At 60.2% G+C, this 19555-nt stretch carries 15 protein-coding genes and 3 pseudogenes; 9 read left to right on the forward strand and 9 right to left on the reverse strand.

Annotated features, from left to right (window positions below):
* The first annotated feature begins 7 nt into the window (after positions 1-7).
* The 4 genes and pseudogenes from hemN to QC826_RS12015 all read left to right on the forward strand — a co-directional run bounded on the left by hemN (position 8) and on the right by QC826_RS12015 (position 3454).
* Positions 8-1439: pseudogene (gene hemN, locus QC826_RS12000) on the forward strand (oxygen-independent coproporphyrinogen III oxidase).
* A gap of 8 nt (positions 1440-1447) precedes the next feature.
* On the forward strand, positions 1448-2128 hold the full coding sequence (locus QC826_RS12005) for a Crp/Fnr family transcriptional regulator (protein ID WP_093390685.1): 681 nt from the start codon (positions 1448-1450) through the stop codon (positions 2126-2128).
* 64 nt (positions 2129-2192) lie between these two features.
* Positions 2193-2750 (forward strand): hypothetical protein, encoded by a 558-nt coding sequence (locus tag QC826_RS12010; RefSeq protein WP_279765825.1) that lies wholly within the window; start codon positions 2193-2195, stop codon positions 2748-2750.
* A 26-nt stretch (positions 2751-2776) separates the two neighbouring features.
* The gene (locus tag QC826_RS12015) at positions 2777-3454 is read left to right on the forward strand and encodes a carbonic anhydrase (RefSeq protein WP_279765826.1); all 678 of its coding nucleotides are present in this window, start codon (positions 2777-2779) and stop codon (positions 3452-3454) included.
* A gap of 54 nt (positions 3455-3508) precedes the next feature.
* Here the strand turns inward: QC826_RS12015 and QC826_RS12020 are convergent, their stop codons facing one another.
* From QC826_RS12020 to QC826_RS12035, 4 genes are all read right to left on the reverse strand, one after another.
* Entirely contained in the window at positions 3509-4450 is a 942-nt protein-coding gene (locus QC826_RS12020; protein ID WP_279765827.1) for an HNH endonuclease, read from the reverse strand.
* 3 nt (positions 4451-4453) lie between these two features.
* A complete protein-coding gene (locus QC826_RS12025) occupies positions 4454-5932 on the reverse strand; it encodes a hypothetical protein (RefSeq protein WP_279765828.1) in 1479 nt (492 codons plus the stop codon).
* 131 nt (positions 5933-6063) lie between these two features.
* On the reverse strand, positions 6064-6495 hold the full coding sequence (locus tag QC826_RS12030) for a RidA family protein (RefSeq protein ID WP_279765829.1): 432 nt from the start codon (positions 6493-6495) through the stop codon (positions 6064-6066).
* Positions 6496-6606: 111 nt separating this feature from the next.
* Positions 6607-6930 carry a hypothetical protein gene (locus QC826_RS12035; protein WP_093390359.1) on the reverse strand — a complete coding sequence of 108 codons (324 nt, stop codon included), beginning with the start codon at positions 6928-6930 and terminating at the stop codon, positions 6607-6609.
* A gap of 218 nt (positions 6931-7148) precedes the next feature.
* On the opposite strand from QC826_RS12035, the gene QC826_RS12040 reads away from it, so the two are divergent.
* Entirely contained in the window at positions 7149-9338 is a 2190-nt protein-coding gene (locus QC826_RS12040) for a heavy metal translocating P-type ATPase (protein WP_279765830.1), read from the forward strand.
* A gap of 33 nt (positions 9339-9371) precedes the next feature.
* Here QC826_RS12040 and QC826_RS12045 read toward each other — a convergent pair whose 3' ends face one another.
* The 3 genes and pseudogenes from QC826_RS12045 to QC826_RS12055 form a co-directional block, all read right to left on the reverse strand.
* Positions 9372-9638: a type II toxin-antitoxin system Phd/YefM family antitoxin gene (locus QC826_RS12045; RefSeq protein ID WP_279765831.1), complete on the reverse strand. Its 267-nt coding sequence runs from the start codon at positions 9636-9638 to the stop codon at positions 9372-9374.
* Between the two features lie 230 nt (positions 9639-9868).
* A pseudogene (locus QC826_RS12050) lies at positions 9869-10828 on the reverse strand (IS5 family transposase).
* A gap of 136 nt (positions 10829-10964) precedes the next feature.
* Positions 10965-12284: pseudogene (locus QC826_RS12055) on the reverse strand (ISL3 family transposase).
* Between the two features lie 222 nt (positions 12285-12506).
* Between QC826_RS12055 and QC826_RS12060 the strand changes: the two are divergent.
* The 3 genes from QC826_RS12060 (at position 12507) to ltrA (ending at position 16273) form a co-directional block, all read left to right on the forward strand.
* Positions 12507-13502: an HD domain-containing protein gene (locus tag QC826_RS12060; RefSeq protein ID WP_279765832.1), complete on the forward strand. Its 996-nt coding sequence runs from the start codon at positions 12507-12509 to the stop codon at positions 13500-13502.
* A 4-nt stretch (positions 13503-13506) separates the two neighbouring features.
* A complete protein-coding gene (locus QC826_RS12065) occupies positions 13507-14442 on the forward strand; it encodes a nucleotidyltransferase domain-containing protein (RefSeq protein ID WP_279765833.1) in 936 nt (311 codons plus the stop codon).
* Between the two features lie 463 nt (positions 14443-14905).
* Positions 14906-16273: a group II intron reverse transcriptase/maturase gene (gene ltrA / locus QC826_RS12070; RefSeq protein ID WP_279765468.1), complete on the forward strand. Its 1368-nt coding sequence runs from the start codon at positions 14906-14908 to the stop codon at positions 16271-16273.
* A 254-nt stretch (positions 16274-16527) separates the two neighbouring features.
* Here the strand turns inward: ltrA and QC826_RS12075 are convergent, their stop codons facing one another.
* Positions 16528-17898, reverse strand: coding sequence for a hypothetical protein (locus QC826_RS12075; RefSeq protein ID WP_279765835.1), 1371 nt, complete (start codon positions 17896-17898; stop codon positions 16528-16530).
* Positions 17899-18002: 104 nt separating this feature from the next.
* Complete coding sequence (locus QC826_RS12080; protein WP_279765837.1) at positions 18003-18395, reverse strand: hypothetical protein; 393 nt, start codon at positions 18393-18395, stop codon at positions 18003-18005.
* A 288-nt stretch (positions 18396-18683) separates the two neighbouring features.
* Here QC826_RS12080 and QC826_RS12085 point away from each other — a divergent pair, with 288 nt between their 5' ends.
* Entirely contained in the window at positions 18684-19376 is a 693-nt protein-coding gene (locus QC826_RS12085) for a nitrous oxide reductase accessory protein NosL (RefSeq protein ID WP_279765839.1), read from the forward strand.
* Positions 19377-19555 lie beyond the last annotated feature (179 nt).

Consider the following 19555-nt stretch of genomic DNA (forward strand, 5'->3'; position numbering starts at 1 on the left):
AAATAGTATGAACAAGCCTGCCAGCGTGATCAAGATCACGCCCTCCGTCGAGTTCGACGCCGCCCTGGTGCGGAAGCTGAACCAGATGGGACCGCGCTACACCTCCTACCCGACGGCCGACCGCTTCGCCGGCGACTTCGGCGCGGAGCAGTACCAGCACGCGGTCGGGCAGGTGCGCGCGGCCGGCCAGTTGGCCGACCTGTCGCTGTACATCCACATCCCGTTCTGCGAGTCGCTGTGCTACTACTGCGCCTGCAACAAGATCATCACCCAGGACCACGGCAAGGCGGTGGAGTACCTGGACTACCTGCGCCGCGAGATCGCCATGCAGGGCCAGCTGTTCGCCGGCATGAACCGGGTCGAGCAGCTGCACTTCGGCGGCGGCACGCCGACCTATTTGAGCGACGAGCAGATGGACGGCCTGCTGGCCGACCTGCGCGAGTGGTTCGACTTCGCCTCGGACGAGGAGGGCGAGTTCTCCATCGAGGTGGACCCGCGCACCGTTTCGCCTGCGCGCATCGCGCGCCTGCGCGCGCAGGGCTTCAACCGCATCAGCCTGGGCATCCAGGACTTCGATCCGGTGGTGCAGCAGGCGGTCAACCGCGTCCAGCCCTACGAACAAACCATGGAGGTGCTGCTGGCGGCGCGCGCCAGCGGCTTCCGCTCGATCAGCGTCGACTTGATCTACGGCCTGCCCAAGCAGACCCTGGCCAGCATCGCGCCGACCATGGACAAGGTGATCGCCGCGCGGCCCGACCGCATCGCCCTGTACAACTACGCCCACCTGCCGCACCTGTTCAAGGCGCAGCGCCTGATCGTCGCCGAGGGCACTGCCCGACGCCGAGACCAAGCTGCAGATGCTCGGCCTGTGCATCGCCCGGTTGACCGAGGCCGGCTACGTCTACATCGGCATGGACCACTTCGCGCTGCCCGAGGACGACCTGGCGCGCAGCCAGCGCGAAGGCGAGCTGCACCGCAATTTCCAGGGCTATTCGACCCACGCCGACGCGCCCATGGTGGCGTTGGGCGTGTCGGCCATCAGCGCCGTCGGCCGCAGCTACAGCCAGAACGAGAAGGTGCTGAGCCACTACTACGAACGGCTCGACAAGGGCGAACTGCCGGTGGCGCGCGGCATCGCCCTGAGCGACGACGACCTGTTGCGCCGCAGCGTCATCGGCCAGCTGATGTGCGACTTCGAGCTGGACCTGGGCGCGCTGGCGCTGCCCGGCGGCGTGCCCGCCGACGTCTACTTCGCCGCCGAGCTGGAACGCCTGCTGCCGCTGGCCGAGCAGGGGCTGCTCAGCATCGACGGCCTGCGGCTGACCGTGAGCATGCGCGGCCGCCTGTTGATCCGCAACATCTGCATGGTGTTCGACCATTATTTGCACGCGCCGCGACCGGAAGGTCCGAGCCCGACGCGCTACTCCAAGACCATCTGAGACCTGTTATGGACAAAACCAAAATCAAGGTGCAGACCTTCCTCTCGCGCGTGCCGCTGTTCAACTCGATGCGCCCGGAGGAACTCGACCGCATCGCCCTCGGCACCACCGAGGTGCGGGTCGAGCGCGGCCAGGCCATCTTCCAGCGCGGCGATCCCTGCGTCGGCTTCCACGTGGTGCTGTACGGCCAGGTGAAACTGTCGTTCATCTCGGCCCAGGGCGCCGAGAAGGTGATCGAGCTGATCGGCCCCGGCCACAGCTTCGGCGAGGCGCTGATGTTCATGGGCAGCCCCTACATCGTCTCGGCCCAGGCCATGACGGACACGCTGCTGCTGCACGTGTCCAAGCCGGCCATCTTCCGCGAGATCGAGGCCGACTGCGGCTTCGCCTGCAAGATGCTGGCCGGCCTGAGCCAGCGCATGCACAGCCTGATGTGCGACATGGAGTCGTACTCGCTGCGCTCGGGCACCCAGCGCGTGGTCGGCTACCTGCTCAAGGACCGCGCCGAGGACTGCGTCGACGAGATCACCCTGCCGGTGGCCAAGTCGGTGCTGGCCTCGCGGTTGAACCTGACGCCGGAGCACTTCTCGCGCATCATGGCCGACTTGAGCAACCAGCAGCTGATCGCCTTCAAGGGCCGCCGCGTCACCATCCTCGACGCCGACAAACTGCGCCTGTGCGCCGGTTGAGCGGCCGAGGGCGCCAACGTTAATCCGGGCCGGCCACTGTGCCGGCCTCTTTTTGGAGTACCCTATGTTCAAGCAGTTGACCACCCGCATGCGGCTATTGTTCGCCACCGGCCTGTTGGCCGTGCTGCTGGTGGCCTTCGGCGCCGTCGGCCTGATCGTGCTGGCCGGCGGCGTGGAGGTCGGCGCCGGCGTGCGCATCGCCTGCCTGGCCGCCGTCGCCGTCGGCGTGCTGCTGTCGATCGCCGCCGGCCTGCTGCTGCAGCGGACCATCGTGCGGCCGCTCGAGCAGGCTTTGCGCCAGGCCGGCGGCGCGCGCGGCGAACGCGCCGACGCCGAGGCGCGCCGCCTGCGCGCCTCGCTCGACGACATGAACCACAGCCTGGCGCGCATCGGCCATTTGGTCGGCGCCATCAACGAAATCGACATACCGGCCGCCGCACCAGGCGGCTACGCGGCGCCGGAAGCCGGCGCCACCGTGCTGGCGATGGACACGGCGCGGGCGCGCCGGCGCAGCCGGGCGCAGGCCGCCGCCGGCTGCGCCGACGCCGACGCCGATGTTGCCGACGCGACGGCGCGCATGCCGCGCCGCCACGACGCCGACGCCGCCAGGCGCGACACTTAACGCCGAGTGACTAGCGAGGAACCATCATGGAAGACATCGAAAAATTCGTCCACGGCTTCAGCCGTTTTCAACAACAGTATTTCAGCGAATCGCAGACGCTGTACGACAATCTGCGCGCCGGCCAACGCCCCGGCACCCTGCTGATCGGCTGCTGCGACTCGCGCGTCGACCCCATGCTGCTGATGGGCGGCGACCCGGGCGACCTGTTCGTCGTGCGCAACATCGCCAACCTGGTGCCGGAGTGCACGCCGACCGCCTCGGCCGGCGTCAGCTCGGCCATCGAGTTCGCCGTCTGCAGTCTGGAGGTGGAGCGGATCATCGTGCTGGGCCACGCCCGCTGCGGCGGCATCCGCGCGCTGATGGCGCCGCGCCAGCCGGTCGCCGAGACCGACTTCGTCGGCCAGTGGATGCGCATCGCCGAGCCGGTGGCGCAGCGCGTGCGGCGCGACCTGGCGCACCGCAGCTCGGAGCAGCAACACAAGGCCTGCGAGCTGGCCAGCATCCTGCTGTCACTCGACAACCTGCTGACCTATCCGTGGATCAAGCGCCGCGTCGAGCAGGGCCTGCTCAAGCTGCACGGCTGGTACTTCGACATCGAGAGCGGCGCGCTGATGGCCTATTCGGCGCGCCAGCAGCAGTTCCTGCCGCTGGTCTGCCCGCTGCGCACGGACAAGGAAAAGGCCGCCGCCGTCAGCGGCATCTGAGGCAGGTCCTCGAGGCAGGTCCCTTGAGGCCGCCCCCTCGAGGCCGATTCTGCGTCAGGGCTTCCAGGCCTTGTTCCACTGGATCAGGGCGTCGTACAGATCCAACTTGATCTTGCCGAGCATCTCGTTCTTGTAGTTCGCCTTGTCGAAACCCAAGGCGTGCTGCTCGGTGAAGTTGAAGTTGAAGCCGTTCTTCGAGATGTGTCTGTTGAGGATGGGACTCTCGTTCCACACTTGGACGGTTTCCGCGAACACTTCGAGCATGCACGAATGACCGCCGAAGCGCTCCTTGAGCAGGAAGGTGTTGGCGGAGTTCTTGGCGCTGGTGTTCGCCTTGTCGAAAACCAGTTTGAGCTGGAAATCTGACTTCCCAGTGCCCATCTTTTTCAGGTAGGACTTGATGTCCCAGAAGAAGCTGATTGCCTCCGCATCGGAAAACGGGTGGAGGTGCTTCTTCCTGTAGAAATCCTTGGTGGTTTTCAGGGAGCTGTTGCAGGAGTAGCAGGACGGAACCAGGTTGTACAGCGACAATGCCAGGTAGGGGTACTTTCCCTTGGGATAGTAATGGTCCAGCGTCGGCCGGAAGGCGCCGCCGCGGGCCTTCCTGATCGTGAATGCGTACGCCTGTTGGCAATAGGGACAGACGGTGTGCTTGGCCTTCGCGCACAGGGAATAGGCATTCCACAAAGGCGAGTTCTTCGCGCAGAATTTCCCGTAGTTGAACACCAGTTTGGCGTCCGTCCGGAACGCCAGCTTATCGAAGTCGCTCATTCCCTTTTGCGCGGCCTTGGCGCGTTCTACGATCTGCTCCAGCTCGGCCGGCTTCCCCAGGGCGAATTTGCTCGAATTGGCCTGCAAGAAATCGCCAAAGGCGGTGCTGCCAAGGTATTTGTAGTTTCCGTGCTCAATGGTCAGGAAGTACTTCACGATGTCATCCACATAGCTTTGGTGCTCTGTTTCGGCATCGGCCCAGACGCCGGCAATATTGATGAGCATGGTCTAGCTCCTGTCGGTCAGCATGCGGATGTACTTCTGGACGAAGGGATCGTCGATCATGTCGATGTGGTACTGCGCCACCGGTTCGCGGGATTGCAAGCGTTTGAGCACGTTTTCGATGTGCTGCATGGCGAAGGCTCCCATGGTTCCCGCGTCGCCGGTCGTGTTGATGATGCTCGACAGCGGCGCGCCGAAGGACAGGGCCTGGCTGGCACGTTTGCGCAGATTGATCGGCGTCTCGTCGAGCGCGTCGGCCACGCTGATGGACTTGTCCTCCAGTGTGACGAGGCAATCGCGGGGGAAGTCGCTCATCAAGACGGGGGAGTGGGTGGTCAGGACCAGCTGTATGTCTTCAAACAAGTTGCCGAGGTTTTTTTCGACAAGGCGATTCAAATAGGCGACGTACTTCTGCTGCCAGCCGATGTGCAGGAAAATATCGCCCTCGTCGATGAGTAGTAGCAGATGTTTGAGGCCGGGGCGTTCCGATATCGTCTGTTTGATCGACTCTTCGATCTTGGTGAACTGGGACAGCAGGGCGGCGGCGCCGGAACTGAGGCCGGTTGTTGAGATGCTCGAATACTTCTTGTAGCCGAGTTTCGCCAGACCGGCGAGGCTGCTCTCGGTGAGCGCGTACTCGGCTTTCCTTAGCTCGGCGTCGCCGAGCACCACCGCAATGTCGGCCAGCTCCTTCAGGGCGCCGTCATAGGTCTTTTGGGCCGTGGCGGTTTTGCCGGCCGGCCTGGCAAATGTCACGCCGAGTCGCTGCAACATCGCTTGGATGAAGTCGATCGGCTTGTTGTGCCTGGCGATCGTGTACGACGCCGCAAGGATCTCGCGGCGGTAGCCGGCGCCCAGCTTGGCCTTTAGAAACCGCTCGATCGCCTGGCCCAACTCCTCGCGCGCGGCCGCTTCGGCATCATAGGCCAGCGAGTTGATATGCCCGATGACGCCGACCGTGCGCCTGCTATGGTCGGACTCGACGCGGCTTTCCGCGAGTTGTGCGATGGCGCGGCGCAGGGGCTCGGTCAATGTCGACAGGTCCGGCTTGCCGTGGCCGGCGAGCAAGGAGTAGATCTGCTTATAGACATTGTTGGTGGAAAAGAAGCGGATGACGACCTTGGCTTGGACGTCGAAAACGTCGTCGAGATTGTTCAGGACGTTTAGGTTGGGTTCCTTCTGGCTCTTGTCGGCGCGCATGCCGTCCTGCAGATTGATGAATTGCGCATGGACCGGCAGGTTGAAGCCGCAGGGCATGGGCGAATAGTACACGACCAGCGTGTCGCGGTGGTCGGCGCCGTCGCGGCCGTCGGCGGCCAGCACGGCGTCGATCATCGACGCCAGCATGCGCGTCTTTCCCGCGCCGTTAGGCCCGACGACCAAGGTCATCGACGCCGCCTCGAAGATGTTCAAGTCGGGCGTTTCGAGCACGGTTTGCGGGATGAGTTGAATGGGGCCGGCGGAGGTCTGAACGGTTTGTATCATCGGTGGGCGTCGGAAGGGCGGGCGGTGGAGGAAAGTTGCTCAATGGTACATTTTGCAATAGATACTTGCACAATTCAATAGCCTTGGCGAGGCTTTCCTGCCTCCCTTACCGGCGGCAAGGACCGTGGCCGCTACCAGACCTCGTTCGCCTGGTAGGTGACGGCGGTGGCCTCGATTTCGAACAGCATGCCCAGCAGCGCCAGGCGCGGCACGGGAATCAGCGTGCAGACCGGCGCCTTGTCGCCCCAAATGGCGCGCATGGCGGCGCTGAAGATGGCCAGCCGCTCCTCGCTGTGGTGGACGATCAGCGCCGTCACCTTGACCACGTCGGCCGGCGTGGCGTCGGCCGCCGCCAGCGCGGTGCGCAGATTGGCCAGCGCCTGCCGCATCTGTTCGGCGAAGTCGGGCGACAGCTCGCCGAGCTGGTTCTCGCCGCCCTGACCGGCGACGTAGACCAGCCGGGCCGGCGTTGTCGCCTCGACGACGTGGGTGTAGCCGTTCGGCCGTGGATCGTACAGGCCGGGCGGGTTGGTGAAGGTGTGCGATGGATGCGAGCTGCTCATGGGGCCTCTGTGGTTGCAATGGGTCGGTGCGAGCGGGCTGCCGCACCGGACCGAGGCCACTGTAAAACATCAAGCCAACTTGAGGTCAAGCACCTTATTACCGTCGGCTGGCTAGCCGATCTTCAGCGCCTTCTTCTGGATCTCTTCGTCCAGTTTTTCCTTGATCTTGGCGGCGATCTTCTCCTCGATGGCTTGACGGTCGGCCGCCGACATGTTCGCCAAATCGCTTTCCTTCAGCCCCATCGAGCTCAGCACCGAAGCGCGCATGCGCTGGGCCGGGGTCATTTTGGCGTAGGCCGCCAGCTCGGCCGCCGGCCCCGATTCGGCCGCCGTGGCCGCCGCCATGAAGGAGCCGAAGCTGACGCCTTTATTGGACGATTTGACGCTGACCGAGGCCGGCGCGGCGTTGTTGTCATTGATTGCCTGAATTTTCATATGTTCTCCCTATTGGTGGTGGATGGTGGCAAATGCCACGCCGGCACTATGCGGCGCGCGCTGCTTAGCGGGGGGCGGCGGATACTTCATGGCCGCGGCGGCGCGGGCATTATTATCATAGCGCAAATCTTTCCATGATTAAACTTTTGCCGTTCTTGCCAGAAAGTGCGCGCCGAAAGACTTACAATGGGCCTTGACCCTAGACACCGGAGTACCGCATGAGCGACAGCGACTGCAGCCATTGTGATTGTTCCAGCGCCGCCGCGCCCACCGCCGCGCCGGTGGCGCCGCCTTCCCCCGCCGGCGCCGGCAGCGCGCAGTACCGCATCGACAATATGGACTGCCCGACCGAGGAGGCGCTGATCCGCGCCAAGCTGGCTGGCGTGGCCGGCGTCAGCGGCCTCGACTTCAACCTGATGCAGCGCACGCTGACCGTCAAGCACAGCCTGGATTCGCTGCACACCGTGGAGGCGGCGCTGGACGCCATCGACATGCGGGCGCAGCGCCTCGACACGCTGGCCGCGCCGACCGACGCCGCGCCGCCGGCCAAGGCGCCGTGGTGGCCGATGGCGCTGGCCGGCGCGTGCGCGCTGGCCTCGGAGACGGCGCACTGGATCATCGGCGACAACCATTGGCTGGTGGTCGCGCTGGCGCTGGCGGCCATTGCCGGGGCCGGCCTGTCGACCTACAAGAAGGGCTGGATCGCGCTGAAGAACCGCGAACTCAACATGAACGCGCTGATGTCGGTCGCCGTCACCGGCGCCGTGCTGATCGGCCACTGGCCGGAGGCGGCGATGGTGATGTTCCTGTTCGCCCTGGCCGAGCTGATCGAGGCCCGCTCGCTCGACCGCGCGCGCGACGCCATCCGCAGCCTGCTCGACCTGGCGCCGCAGACGGCCACCGTGCAGCAGCTCGACGGCGCCTGGCTGGAGACGCCGGCCAGCGCCGTGGCGGTGGGCGCCGTGGTGCGGCTGCGGCCCGGCGAGCGCATCGCCCTCGACGGCGTGGTCAGCAGCGGCCGCTCGACGGTGAACCAGGCGCCGATCACCGGCGAAAGCCTGCCGGTAGACAAGGCCGAGGGCGACAGCGTGTTCGCCGGCACCATCAACCAGAGCGGCTCCTTCGAGTTCCGTGTGACGGCCGAGGCCGGCAACTCGGCGCTGGCGCGCATCGTCCAGGCGGTCGAATCGGCGCAGGGCAGCCGCGCGCCGACGCAGCGCTTCGTCGACCGCTTCGCCCGCGTCTACACGCCGTCCGTGGTGGTCGGCGCGCTGCTGCTGGCGCTGCTGCCGCCGCTGTTGTTCGGCGGCGAGTGGCTGGACTGGGCCTACCGCGCGCTGGTGGTGCTGGTGATCGCCTGCCCGTGCGCGCTGGTGATCTCGACCCCGGTGACCATCGTCAGCGGGTTGGCGGCGGCCGCCCGCAAAGGCATCCTGGTCAAGGGCGGCGTGTATCTGGAGGAGGGCCGCAAGCTGCGCGTGCTGGCGCTCGACAAGACCGGCACCATCACCCACGGCAAGCCGGCGCAGACCGACTTCGTTGTGCTCGGCGGCGACGCCGCGCAGATCCGAAGCGATGCCGCCAGTCTGGCGGCGCGCTCCGACCACCCTGTATCGCTGGCCATCGCGCAGGCGGCGCTCGCCGACGGCGTCGCGGCGCAGCCGGTGGACGACTTCGCCGCCATCGCCGGCCGGGGCGTGCGCGGCAGCATCGCCGGCCGCCTGTACCAGCTGGGCAACCACCGGCTGATCGAGGAGCTGGGCCAGTGCTCGCCGGCCATCGAGGCGCAGCTGTTCGCGCTGGAGCGGCAGGGCAAGACGGCGGTGATGTTGGCCGACGAGGCCGGCGTGCTCGCCATCTTCGCCGTCGCCGACACGGTGCGCGAAACCAGCCGGCAGGCCATCGCCGACCTGCACACGTTGGGCGTGCGCACCTTGATGCTGTCCGGCGACAACACGCAGACGGCCGAGGCCATCGCCAAGCTGGTCGGCATCGACGAGGCCAGCGGCAACCTGCTGCCCGAGGACAAGCTGGCCAAGATCGGCGCGCTGCAGGCGGACGCGGGTGGCGGCCTGGTCGGCATGGTCGGCGACGGCATCAACGACGCCCCCGCGCTGGCGCGCGCCCACATCGGCTTCGCCATGGGCGCGGTCGGCGCCGACTCGGCCATCGAGACGGCCGACGTGGCGCTGATGGACGACGACCTGCGCAAGATTCCCGCCTTCATCCGCCTGTCGCGCGCCACGGCGCGGGTGCTGACGCAAAACATCGCCCTGGCGCTGGGCATCAAGGCGGTGTTCCTGGTGCTCACCTTCACCGGCCAGGCGACAATGTGGATGGCCGTGTTCGCCGACATGGGCGCGAGCCTGCTGGTGGTGGCGAACGGCTTGCGGCTGCTGCGCAGGTAGGGCGGGGCGGCTTAGTAGTGGTAGGTGCGGGGACTATTCGGCGTCGGAGACTTCGATCAGGTCTCTTTGCTTTGCGCCGCCAGCACGCGCCTGGGCGATTGATTTTTCCAGTTGCGCGGCGTTAGCTGGCGAGCTCAGCAGGTAGGCAGTCTCCATCAGTCTGTTGAAATACTCAAGAGACATCACGACGGCACCCGATGCATCTTGGAGCTTGATGACGGTGACGTCCACATCTTTCAACACTTGCTCGATGACAGCGCGCAGGTCGTTTTTTTCGTCCGCAAGATCAATGATATGCATGGCGTGCTCCCGTGGTTCGATTGCAAGGGCCGTCTCGTCGGTTGGGATAGACAAGACTGGCGACCGTGTACGAGCATCCGCAGACCGTCAGGATAATTTGGTCGCACGAGAAAAACAAGCGATTTTCGAGCTGTTTTTGGTAGCGCCCAGGTTCAGCGCTTAACCACTACTTGTGCTGGCGTTGTTGCATAAATTGGATCTGACTGGGACTTTCTCCTTTCCCCATGAATTCACGCGATACGGACGGACTGAGGGCGAGCCAGCGCCGCCACGCGATTGAGCACGCGCGCACGGGTGACCACTTCGGTGGCTTGGGCGCCAATCGTGCGCGCCGCCGAACTCCTGCCCGTGAGCGCCTTCAAGCGGCACATCAACGTCTCGGCCAGCGAGCGCCGGTAATAGTTTCTCGATATCTTCCACTCCCGCCGGCTGCTACGGCCGATGGCGCCGAGCGCGTCGTCGCGCCAAGCCGCCCCCGGGATTCATTGCAGCCAAGGCGCCGCGCTATCGCGTGGCGGGATCGACGGTGCGGCTTCGCACAGGGCGATCATCGCGTGGCATTGCCGGGTGTTGTAGGCGCCGTCGCCGCCGACGATGCAGATCGGCGTGCCGGCCGGGATCTGGTCGAGCAGATCGGGCAGCACTACGGCATTGCCGACGTCCTGTTGCGTCATCAGTGCCGCGCAAATTTGGCCGGTGTTCGCGTCCGGCGCCAGATGCACCTTGCGCCAGGTCCGCCGTTTGGAATAGCCGTGCTTGCGCGCCTTCCATTCGCCCTCGCCAAACACCTTCAGGGCGGTGCTGTCGACCACCAGATTCAGCGGCTCGCCGCTGCGCAAGCACGGCAGCACGACGTCGAGCTCCCTGGCGCAGCGACACAGCGTCGTGTAGTTGGGCACCGGCAGATCCCCGAAGGCTAGCTTGTCCATGCTCCCCTAGAAACCATGCAACGCGCGCAGCGGCAGGCGAAACACCTGTTTGAGTTCGAGCAGCATCTGGACGACCGCGTCGGTGTAAAGGCGTGGCCGGCCGCGTTTGGCGGCGCCTCCTTCGACGTCCCGTTGCCACAAGTCCCGCTCCATCCAGATCCTCACGTCACCTTGCGCGATTAGTCCGACGTTGTAGGCGTGCCAGTTCTTGTCGCGGTATTTGCCCTTGGGTTCTTGCCGCTGTTGTTCGTCCTTGCGCATCGTTTCAGGCAAAAGACCAGAATCTAAGTAAGTTCGTCGAACGCTAGCGGTCCTGCGGCACCGACTGTTGCGCGTAAACGTTAGCACTTGCCACGGCTAAATTTAGGCTCTATGCCGTTTCGTGTGGAATTTGACTTCAGGCGGCATGCCGCGTAACGCCAAACTCGCGCGGCACGGCAGCGCACAGCGGATTGGCCGGCAGGTGTTTGAGTTTGGCCATGCGTAAATAGGCGATGGCGATGAAGTTGGTGACGGTACGGAAGCCGCGCGCGGCCCGCTTGGTCTGCTGGAGCAAGCCGTTCATCGCCTCGACATAGGCGTTGCTGCGGCCGTCGAGCATGCCGCGCACCACGCCGGGCAGGCGCTCCTTGTGTGTGTTGGCCAGACGTTTGAACGGCTCCAGGCGGCAGCGGCGCGCCCAGGATATCCAGCCCAACAAGTCCTGCTCCGCCTTGGCGGCGCAGTTGGCGGCCACGGCGCCGCGATAGACCTCGCGCAGGGCCTGCTTCATACGCTAGGCGCGAGCGCTTTTCAAATTGGAGCGTTGTAGCAAATGCATCGAATTGATCTGCTGGTAGGTCCAGCCGACGGGATTTTTGCGCATGGCCCACAGCATTGCCTTGACCGCCTTGCGGTCTTCGCCCAGCGCGGCGCGCACGGCCTTGGGCTGGGTGCGCATTTCCTCGCGCCGCACCTCGTCCATGGCGTTGTTGGCCAGGGCGACCACGTGGAAGCGGTCGTAGCTGATCTGGGCGTTCGGCAGGCTGGCGGCCACACCCTTGGCATAGGCCGCGCTCATGTCCATGCAGACATGCTTGATCTCGTCGGCCACGCCGCCGTGCGCCACCAACTCCCGCTTGAAGGCGGCCACCGTTTCGTGGTCGCGTCCCGGTGTCATGAACAGCAGCCGTCGGGCCTCGAGGTCGTGCACCACGGTGACGTAGTTGTGCCCCTTCTTGAGGCTGGTCTCGTCGATGCCGACCACGCGCACACCTGTCATGACGTCGCGGCTCCGCGCAATGCCCACATAGTGCTCGATGCGGCGCCACAGCCGCTTCGAGGCCACTCTCAACTGGGCCGCCGCCTGGGCCACCGGCAGGGTCTGGCACAGCGACAGGGCCAGCGCCTCGAACAGCAGGGTGAAGCCGCTGCCCGGCCGCGCCCACGGCACCTCGGCCTGCGTCGTCTTGCCGCAGGCGCTGCAATCGACGCGCGGCACCTGGGCGTGCAGCCAGGCTTCGAACTGGAAGAAATCCAAATGCCTCCAACTGCGTTTGACTCGGTCGTGGATGCCTTGCCCGCTCATGCCGCAGGCCGGACACGGCAGCTTGCCCGCCTCGCACGACACCTCGAAATCGATCCGGCGCTTGGCCGTATCAAGGTCAACTTTGGCAACAACCCACGGCGCTTGCAGACCCAGCGCGGTGGTGAACAGGGCTTCGACGGCGATACTCATCAGGAACTTTTGCACTCACAAAATGGCGTTGCCCGGCATGATACCCGATGTCAATTTCCACTGGAAACGGCATAGAACCTAAATTTATGCAACAACGCCACTGGGAGATCTCGACAAAAGCAGGACTGCAAGCCCAACGGGAATTTGGTGTATCCTACTCAAGACACCGCACATCAGAGAAATAGTGCTCCACAGGCAACATTGATATGCATGAATGATAAGATGGCTCAAATGCACGAAAACCTAAAATTTAGATACACATTGGAAGATGTTGTTGACATGTTTGTCGATGACATAATTCCGGCGATCTGTGTGACAGATGCTTTCCAAAGATTAAAAGGTATTTCATTTTTGGGAGCAGTAGAAAGAACAAAAAAACATTCCGGCCTTCGGCACAATCGATTCAATCATAGTATTGGTGTCGCATTATTAGCGCAGCGCTACGCGTTGACGATGGAATTTTCGCAAGCCGAGCGAATTAGAGTTGTTGTCGCAGCCCTCTTGCATGATATTGGCCACGCTCCACTTTCTCACTCTATAGAACCTTTATTTGCTGAGAAGTTTGGCCTAAATCACCACATTGCCACCGAAAAAATATTGCAAGGAAAAATCGCCTTAGGAAGGAACCTTTACGAGGAACTATTAAAAAACTCGTTGGACATAGATTTTTTGATAAATCTTATGTCGGGTGAAGATAAATCGAAGTTCGGAAGAATTTTTTCATCGCCAATTAATGTTGATACGATTGAAGCGATTTGGCGGGGTGGAAGTTATGTTAGAAAACAGTTTTTTAATCCGGTAGAAGTGTTAGATGCCTTTATTGCTGGCAACTTCTCATCTGGCTCCGTTGTCGATAGGTTTTGGAATGAGAAGAACTCTTTCTATTCATTGATGATTTATAGCAAAGAGGGGGTGGCCGCAGATTACTGGGCTAGAGTACGTGTTTGGGAGTCCGATAAAAAGTTGGTCCCAGATGACTTTTATTTAACTGAAAAGCATTTTCTCTCTAAGTATCCGGCTGATTTTTCTGACAAAATTCAGCCGACATTAGTTGATATTAAGGTGAGGAACTTTGAGGTTGACGATAGCGTAGATGTTCCGTGCTATGATGCATTATCGACGCGTTACAAGATAGTAAAAAGCAAAAGATCCGTTTTGCTAGATCCGCCAGCAAAAAAAGAAGAAAATCACATTCAACCATCATTTTTCGAAACGTAAACATATGAAATGCATAGAAGCTGCAAAAATAAGATCGCAAGAGAAAATAAATGAGCTTCGTAAAATATTAGAAAATGAAGATTCGACATTCACCATCGTGGTAGGCGGCTCCCTTGCTAGGGGCGAGGCGTCTGATGAATCCGATATTGATTATTTTTTCTTTGGTGATGATAAAAATAGTATCGAAAAGGCGACCAAGTTTTTGAACTCCAAGCAAGATGAGATTTCTAAAATAGTTGGTAAATCTCCTTCAGCTGATGGCGCATTTGGTAGCTCTGCATTTGAAACGCAGGCTGCGCTTATTACTGATATTGGAGGTGGCAATGATACAAATGAGAAGATAACGCGGCGAATTCTTTTTTTACTTGAAGGTACTTGGTTGAGTTCTGAGTCTACGTTTGTAAAATATCGTGACGCAGTATTGAATCGATACGTTTCAGAATTTATTGAGCCTCACCATTTGTGTAGGTTTTTGTTGAATGATATCATTCGGTACTATAGAACGATTTGTGTTGATTTCGAGTTCAAAACAGTTGAAAAGAACAAGGAATGGGGGCTGCGGTACATAAAATTGCGTTACTCTAGGCAGTTACTTTATTTCAGCGGATTGATTGCCGTTGCTGAAACTGCTGGCTTACCACATCAGGAAAAACTTAAAAAATTAGTTGAGCTATTTGGCTTGAGCCCAATTGATAGAATTTCTTCTGTATGCGGGGAAGAGGCTGCGAAAGCATTGGAACTTTACGATAATTTCTTATCGAAAATTTCTGACGCGGATATAAGAAAATCGTTAAACTTGGTTACTCTTGAGAAGACCAGTCATACCGCTGAATTTGTCGATCTTCAGAAGAAGGGCCGAGAATTTACACTTGCGTTATCAAATATACTTACTGAAACTTACTCCAGTCATCATCTAATACACAATGCGTTGATTTTTTAAGTTCAAATAAGAAAGCCACTATATGTGGCTTTTTATCCTTTGTGCGCCCAGCATGGGCGCACTCCTGTGGGTGCAAGTCCCGCCGCAAGCTGACCACAGCGAGCGAAGTGAAGCGCAACTGCATGAGGGTAACCGAGTGTGGAAAGGAAGCGTGGAGCATAAATCATGAGCCGATGGACAAGAACCGTATAGAAGGCGCTGCCGATCAGGCCGAGTGGGCATGGAACCGCGAAGGTCTTGTGGTCAAGGAGAAGCGGCGTAAATGCGGCGGTTGTGTGATGAAGGAGTGCGGCCCTTACCTGGGGACGCCCCGCCTCGTGCCTGAAAGGGGTGACGTTTGCCAGTGGCAAACGGAACGCGAGAATCGGAGCGGGGTCTCAGCAGAGGTCATAGTAGTCGGAGGTAGCGCCGGGAAGGCTCGACCCCTTTGATGAAGGACCGAACGAGTAGGAGTGAATCCGATATGTCGATGCAGAAAGCACAGCGTCAGATGCCCGCGCGAGCGGGGCGGGAGGCCGTAGGGCAAGGTGAAGCCATGCCCGATGCCTTCAGCGACGAAGCGTTCTGCCCGCGACATGCCACCGGAGACACGGGGTCGGCGCTGCTGCAAGCGGCGCTGACGACAGAGAACCTGCGGCGGGCGCTCAAGCGTGTGCGTGCCAACAAGGGAGCGGCGGGCGTCGATGGTCTGGACATCAACCAGACCTCGCGCCTTCTGGCGACCGCGTGGCCGTCCATTCGAGAGCAACTACTGGCAGGGACGTACCGGCCCAGCCCGGTGCGTCGGGTGACGATCCCCAAGCCCGACGGCGGCGAGCGCGAGCTCGGCATCCCGACGGTGACGGATCGCCTGATCCAGCAAGCACTGCTACAGGTGCTGCAACCGATACTTGATCCCACCTTCAGCGAACACAGCTACGGCTTCCGCCCGGGCAGGCGCGCGCAGGACGCGGTGTTGGCCGCCCAAGCGTATGTCCAGTCCGGGCTGCGGGTCGTGGTCGACGTCGACCTGTCGAAGTTCTTCGACAAGGTCAACCATGACATCCTGATCGACCGCCTAAGGAAACGCATCGACGACGCCGGGGTGACCCGGCTGGTTCGTGCCTATCTGAACAGCGGCATCATGGACCATGGCGTGGTGCGGTCGCGGGACGAGGGAACGCCGCAGGGCGGCCCCTTGAGTCCGCTGCTCGCCAACGTGATGCTCGACGAGGTGGACAAGGAACTGGAACGGCGCGGCCATCGCTTCGCGCGCTACGCCGACGATGCGAACGTGTATGTGCGCAGCGTGCGGGCGGGCGAGCGGGTGATGGCGTTGCTGCGGCGCTGCTACGCCAAGTTGCACCTCGTGGTCAACGAAGGCAAGAGCGCGGTGGCCAGCGTCTTCGGCCGCAAGTTCCTCGGTTACAGTCTGTGGGCGGCGCGTGGGGGCGAGGTCAAACGTAAGGTGGCCAACAAGCCGCTGGCAACGTTTAAGCAACGCATTCGGCAACTGACCCGCCGTTCCTGTGGGCGCGGTATGCCGGAAGTGGTGGAAAGGCTGCGTTCCTACATGCTGGGATGGAAGGGGTACTTCGGCTTGGCGCAAACCCCAAAGGTCTGGCGGGAACTTGATGAGTGGCTGCGTCACAGGCTGCGGGCGATCCAGCTCAAGCACTGGAAACGCGGAACAACCATGTATCGGGAACTGCTCAACCTTGGAGCGTCGGGATCGGTGGCGAGAACCATCGCAGGCAATAGCCGCAGATGGTGGTGCAACAGTGCGAAATTGCTTAACAGCGTGCTCACGATTGCCTACTTCGACCGCCTCGGCGTACCTCGCCTGTCTTAACCTCAACGACTCGAACCGCCCGGTGCGGACCCGCATGCCGGGTGGTGTGGCAGGGGAGCGGCCCGTTTGGGCCGCCCCCTATGCCGATTGAAAGCACATCAATTTCGATACAGATCAACACTTGGACTTTCGCCAGATCAACGGTTGGATGCGGACTCAATTGGTCGGCAAACACGCGCAAAACTTTCAGCCGATGCCTGATTATTCGTTTTTTCGATGAATTGATCCACTCGGTTTGCCCCGCCTTCCACTGCCTAGCCTAGCCCCCCCGGAAATTTCATACTTTCCAAGAATATCGCGTCAATAGTATCAAAGAACGAGTCAGGCTCGATGGGAAAACGCATTTTTTCAAATGCATTTAGCAGATCTTCCTTTGTAATTAATGTAACTTTTCGCGCTTGCAACTCTAAATAATCGAAAGTTATTTGGTCTTTTGGTAAAGCGCAAATTAATATAGAGTACACCCTTGCATTGTGGTTGCTTGATGCTAAAAATTTAGATAAAGCACGAGATCTATCAACTAATTTTCCCAGTTTTGTTTGAAAATCTGCAATTCGCAAAGTGCATTCAACAAGTGCAATTCTTCCATTTGGTGTTGTAATAATTAGATCCGGAGCGTCACTTTCTACCTGCAAAGCTGGAGTCAATCCCAGAAGGAAGGAAAGCGAGCCAATTCCTTTTTCAAATTCTCGTGAGTCAGAAGTTTCAAAAATAGCCTTTTTTAGTCGACGTAAATCGTTGTCGAATAGTCCTGTAGCCAATAACCGGCTGTTTCTTGCTTTGTATGGATCAATGAACCAGTTACGTCTAACCGTATCCTGCCCTAACATCAGGATTGCTAGTGCGTTGTCAGCGTGTGCAATTTTGATGCATGCCACACCTCGTCGTGGATTTTGCTCCTTTGGCCCCCAAATTAGTTCACTAGCGGCTTGGCGCCTTCCTGTTAGAGCTTGACCTGGAACAGCACGCACAGCAATTGCAACCTTATTAATATCAAAACTTGGATGTGCATGAACAACCAGTCGCAACTCATCGTTTTCTAGACTTGATTGCGCCGTCATTATATCTACAGGAGGGGCAATTCTCAAATTAATTGATGGCTGAAAACTGGCGTTGCGAGGAATCGTTAAACTTAACCAGTTTCCCAAATCGGAAAGCCCATCGAATGGAGGAGTGCTCGCCCGCAGTTGATTGTCAATCTTAGTGAAATCTATATTTATTTGAAAAGTCGGGCGAGGTCCAATTATTTGAAGATGGAGATCGCAAAACCAACGGTTTTCATGATACATTTCAGAGTGGAAGCCAAGATCTTTTTCCATGCTGAGTTCTATATATTTATCGTCGATAAAGAGTTTTCCTATCGAAGCATCTGCGATGATTGCAAGAATGTCGCTTTTCGAAAAATTATTTAATTGAATTTGTCCTGCGGAAATGTTTTCTGCATTAATTGAGAAGCTTAAGCTATTGTCACTTTCAAGAGGATTCACTGCTATTACAGCTGCTGCTAACCAACTTTCGCCTTCATCACTCTTTAGTATGATGTATTGCAATGTTGCAGAATAGGACTCGCATATCCATTCATTCGCTGCTCGCAAAAACTCAGATTTGTAAATGTTGGATATCATTGGCGCCTCATTGCCTTCTTGCGGAATGAAAATTTTTTAGAATTAAGAGTAGCATAAGTGTACATTTGTTTGGAACTACTTCTCCACAAATGCGGCCTCGAACGCTATGCGAATTGCAACAACTCGCCGTCCACATCAAACGCCAAAAACCGCCCCAACTGCCCATCCTGAATCGCCTGAATCGCGGTCTTGAACGCGTTCTCCACCGCGTTGTCATCCGGCAGCACACCACCGACGCCGGACAGGCTGGTCACCAGCACCACATCCCAATCCACCTTCATGTATTTGGACTCCGCCACCAGATTGGCAAAGATGTCCAGCTCGCCGACCTGCTTGTCGACGCAGACCACCGGCACCAGCGTCTTGCGGCGCGGCGCGCCCTGCGGCGCCTCGGAGGCCGGTTCGGCCTCGGCCTTGGTGAAAACGAACAGCAAGCGCTGCGGCTGGGACTGGGTGGCGGCGGCGACCAGCAGGTCGGAGAAGTTGGCGATGTTCATGTGTCTATCCTAAAAATAATAGTGTCGCACGGGCAGCAACGGCGCGGCCCGGCATTGGAACGGCAGGTGGCGCGTTCCCCACCCGCATGTATAACCCGCCGCCGCATGCCTGCCTATAGGCGGAAGTGACTAGTTCCACCGCGTTTAGACCTGGCGCCGGCTCGTCCTTCCGGCACGATGCCGTTTGGAAATACCTTGACCTGGGTCATGTCGCCGTCGCGCCGTCGTCGCGACAATGCATGGGATGGAAGCGGTGTCTGCGCCGACCATTAATTGAGGAGAGCGGCAATGAATTTCGAATACAACAGCGGCATCAGCACGGCCTTGCAATTGGCCACGGTGGCGGGCGCCTTGGTGCTGGCCTTGCACGGCACGTCGATGCTGCCGGCCGAGCCGGTCGCCGCCGACGTCGCGGGCGCCGGCGCGCCCACCGCCTCCTGCACGTCGACACAGGCCGAGGCGCAGGACCAGGCCGCCAGGCGGAACGACGGTGTTCAAATGCCAACCTTGCTGACCGGGCGGCGCAACGCGGAGGTCGGCGTCGCCGGCGCAAGCGCCGCCCTGACCGATTCCGATGCCGTCGACCCGGCCGACGTGGCGGCAGGCTCCGCCGCCAATGACCAGCAAGACGATACGGCCGCCAGCGGCAAGATCCAATATGACAGCGGCCTGCCGGTGCCGCACCGCAGCCTGGCGCAAATGTTCGCCACCCTGGCCTCGCCGGGCCAGCCGGGCAGCATCCGTGCCCAGCTGATGCGCGACGCCGGCATCCCCGGCCGCTGGGTCGCCGCCGGGCGGGCCCACTACATTTTGCACGCCGACCAGAACGGCGGCGAGCCACAAATCGCCGCCTACGCCGACCGCGATCAGGCCGACGATTGCGGCCGCGCCAGTGGCGGCGGCCTGCTCAACTACCAGCAGGTGTTGGCGCAATCGCACTATTCCCCTACATCGCGCCAGTCTTCCCCTACATCGCATTAATCGACGCAACTAGTCACAAGGGACTAGCCAGTTCTAGTCCTTTTCCCACCCCCCGCAAGACTTCTTGCCGATTCACACTAACCCCCCCGCTGCGTAGACTTCTTCCATCGACGGCCCCATGCATGTTGCGTGGGGAGGTGTTCATTTCCTGGTACCAGTACGGTGCAAGTGAGGAGGCA

This window comes from Rugamonas sp. DEMB1 (genome assembly GCF_029834475.1).
Lineage (GTDB): Bacteria > Pseudomonadota > Gammaproteobacteria > Burkholderiales > Burkholderiaceae_D > Rugamonas > Rugamonas rubra.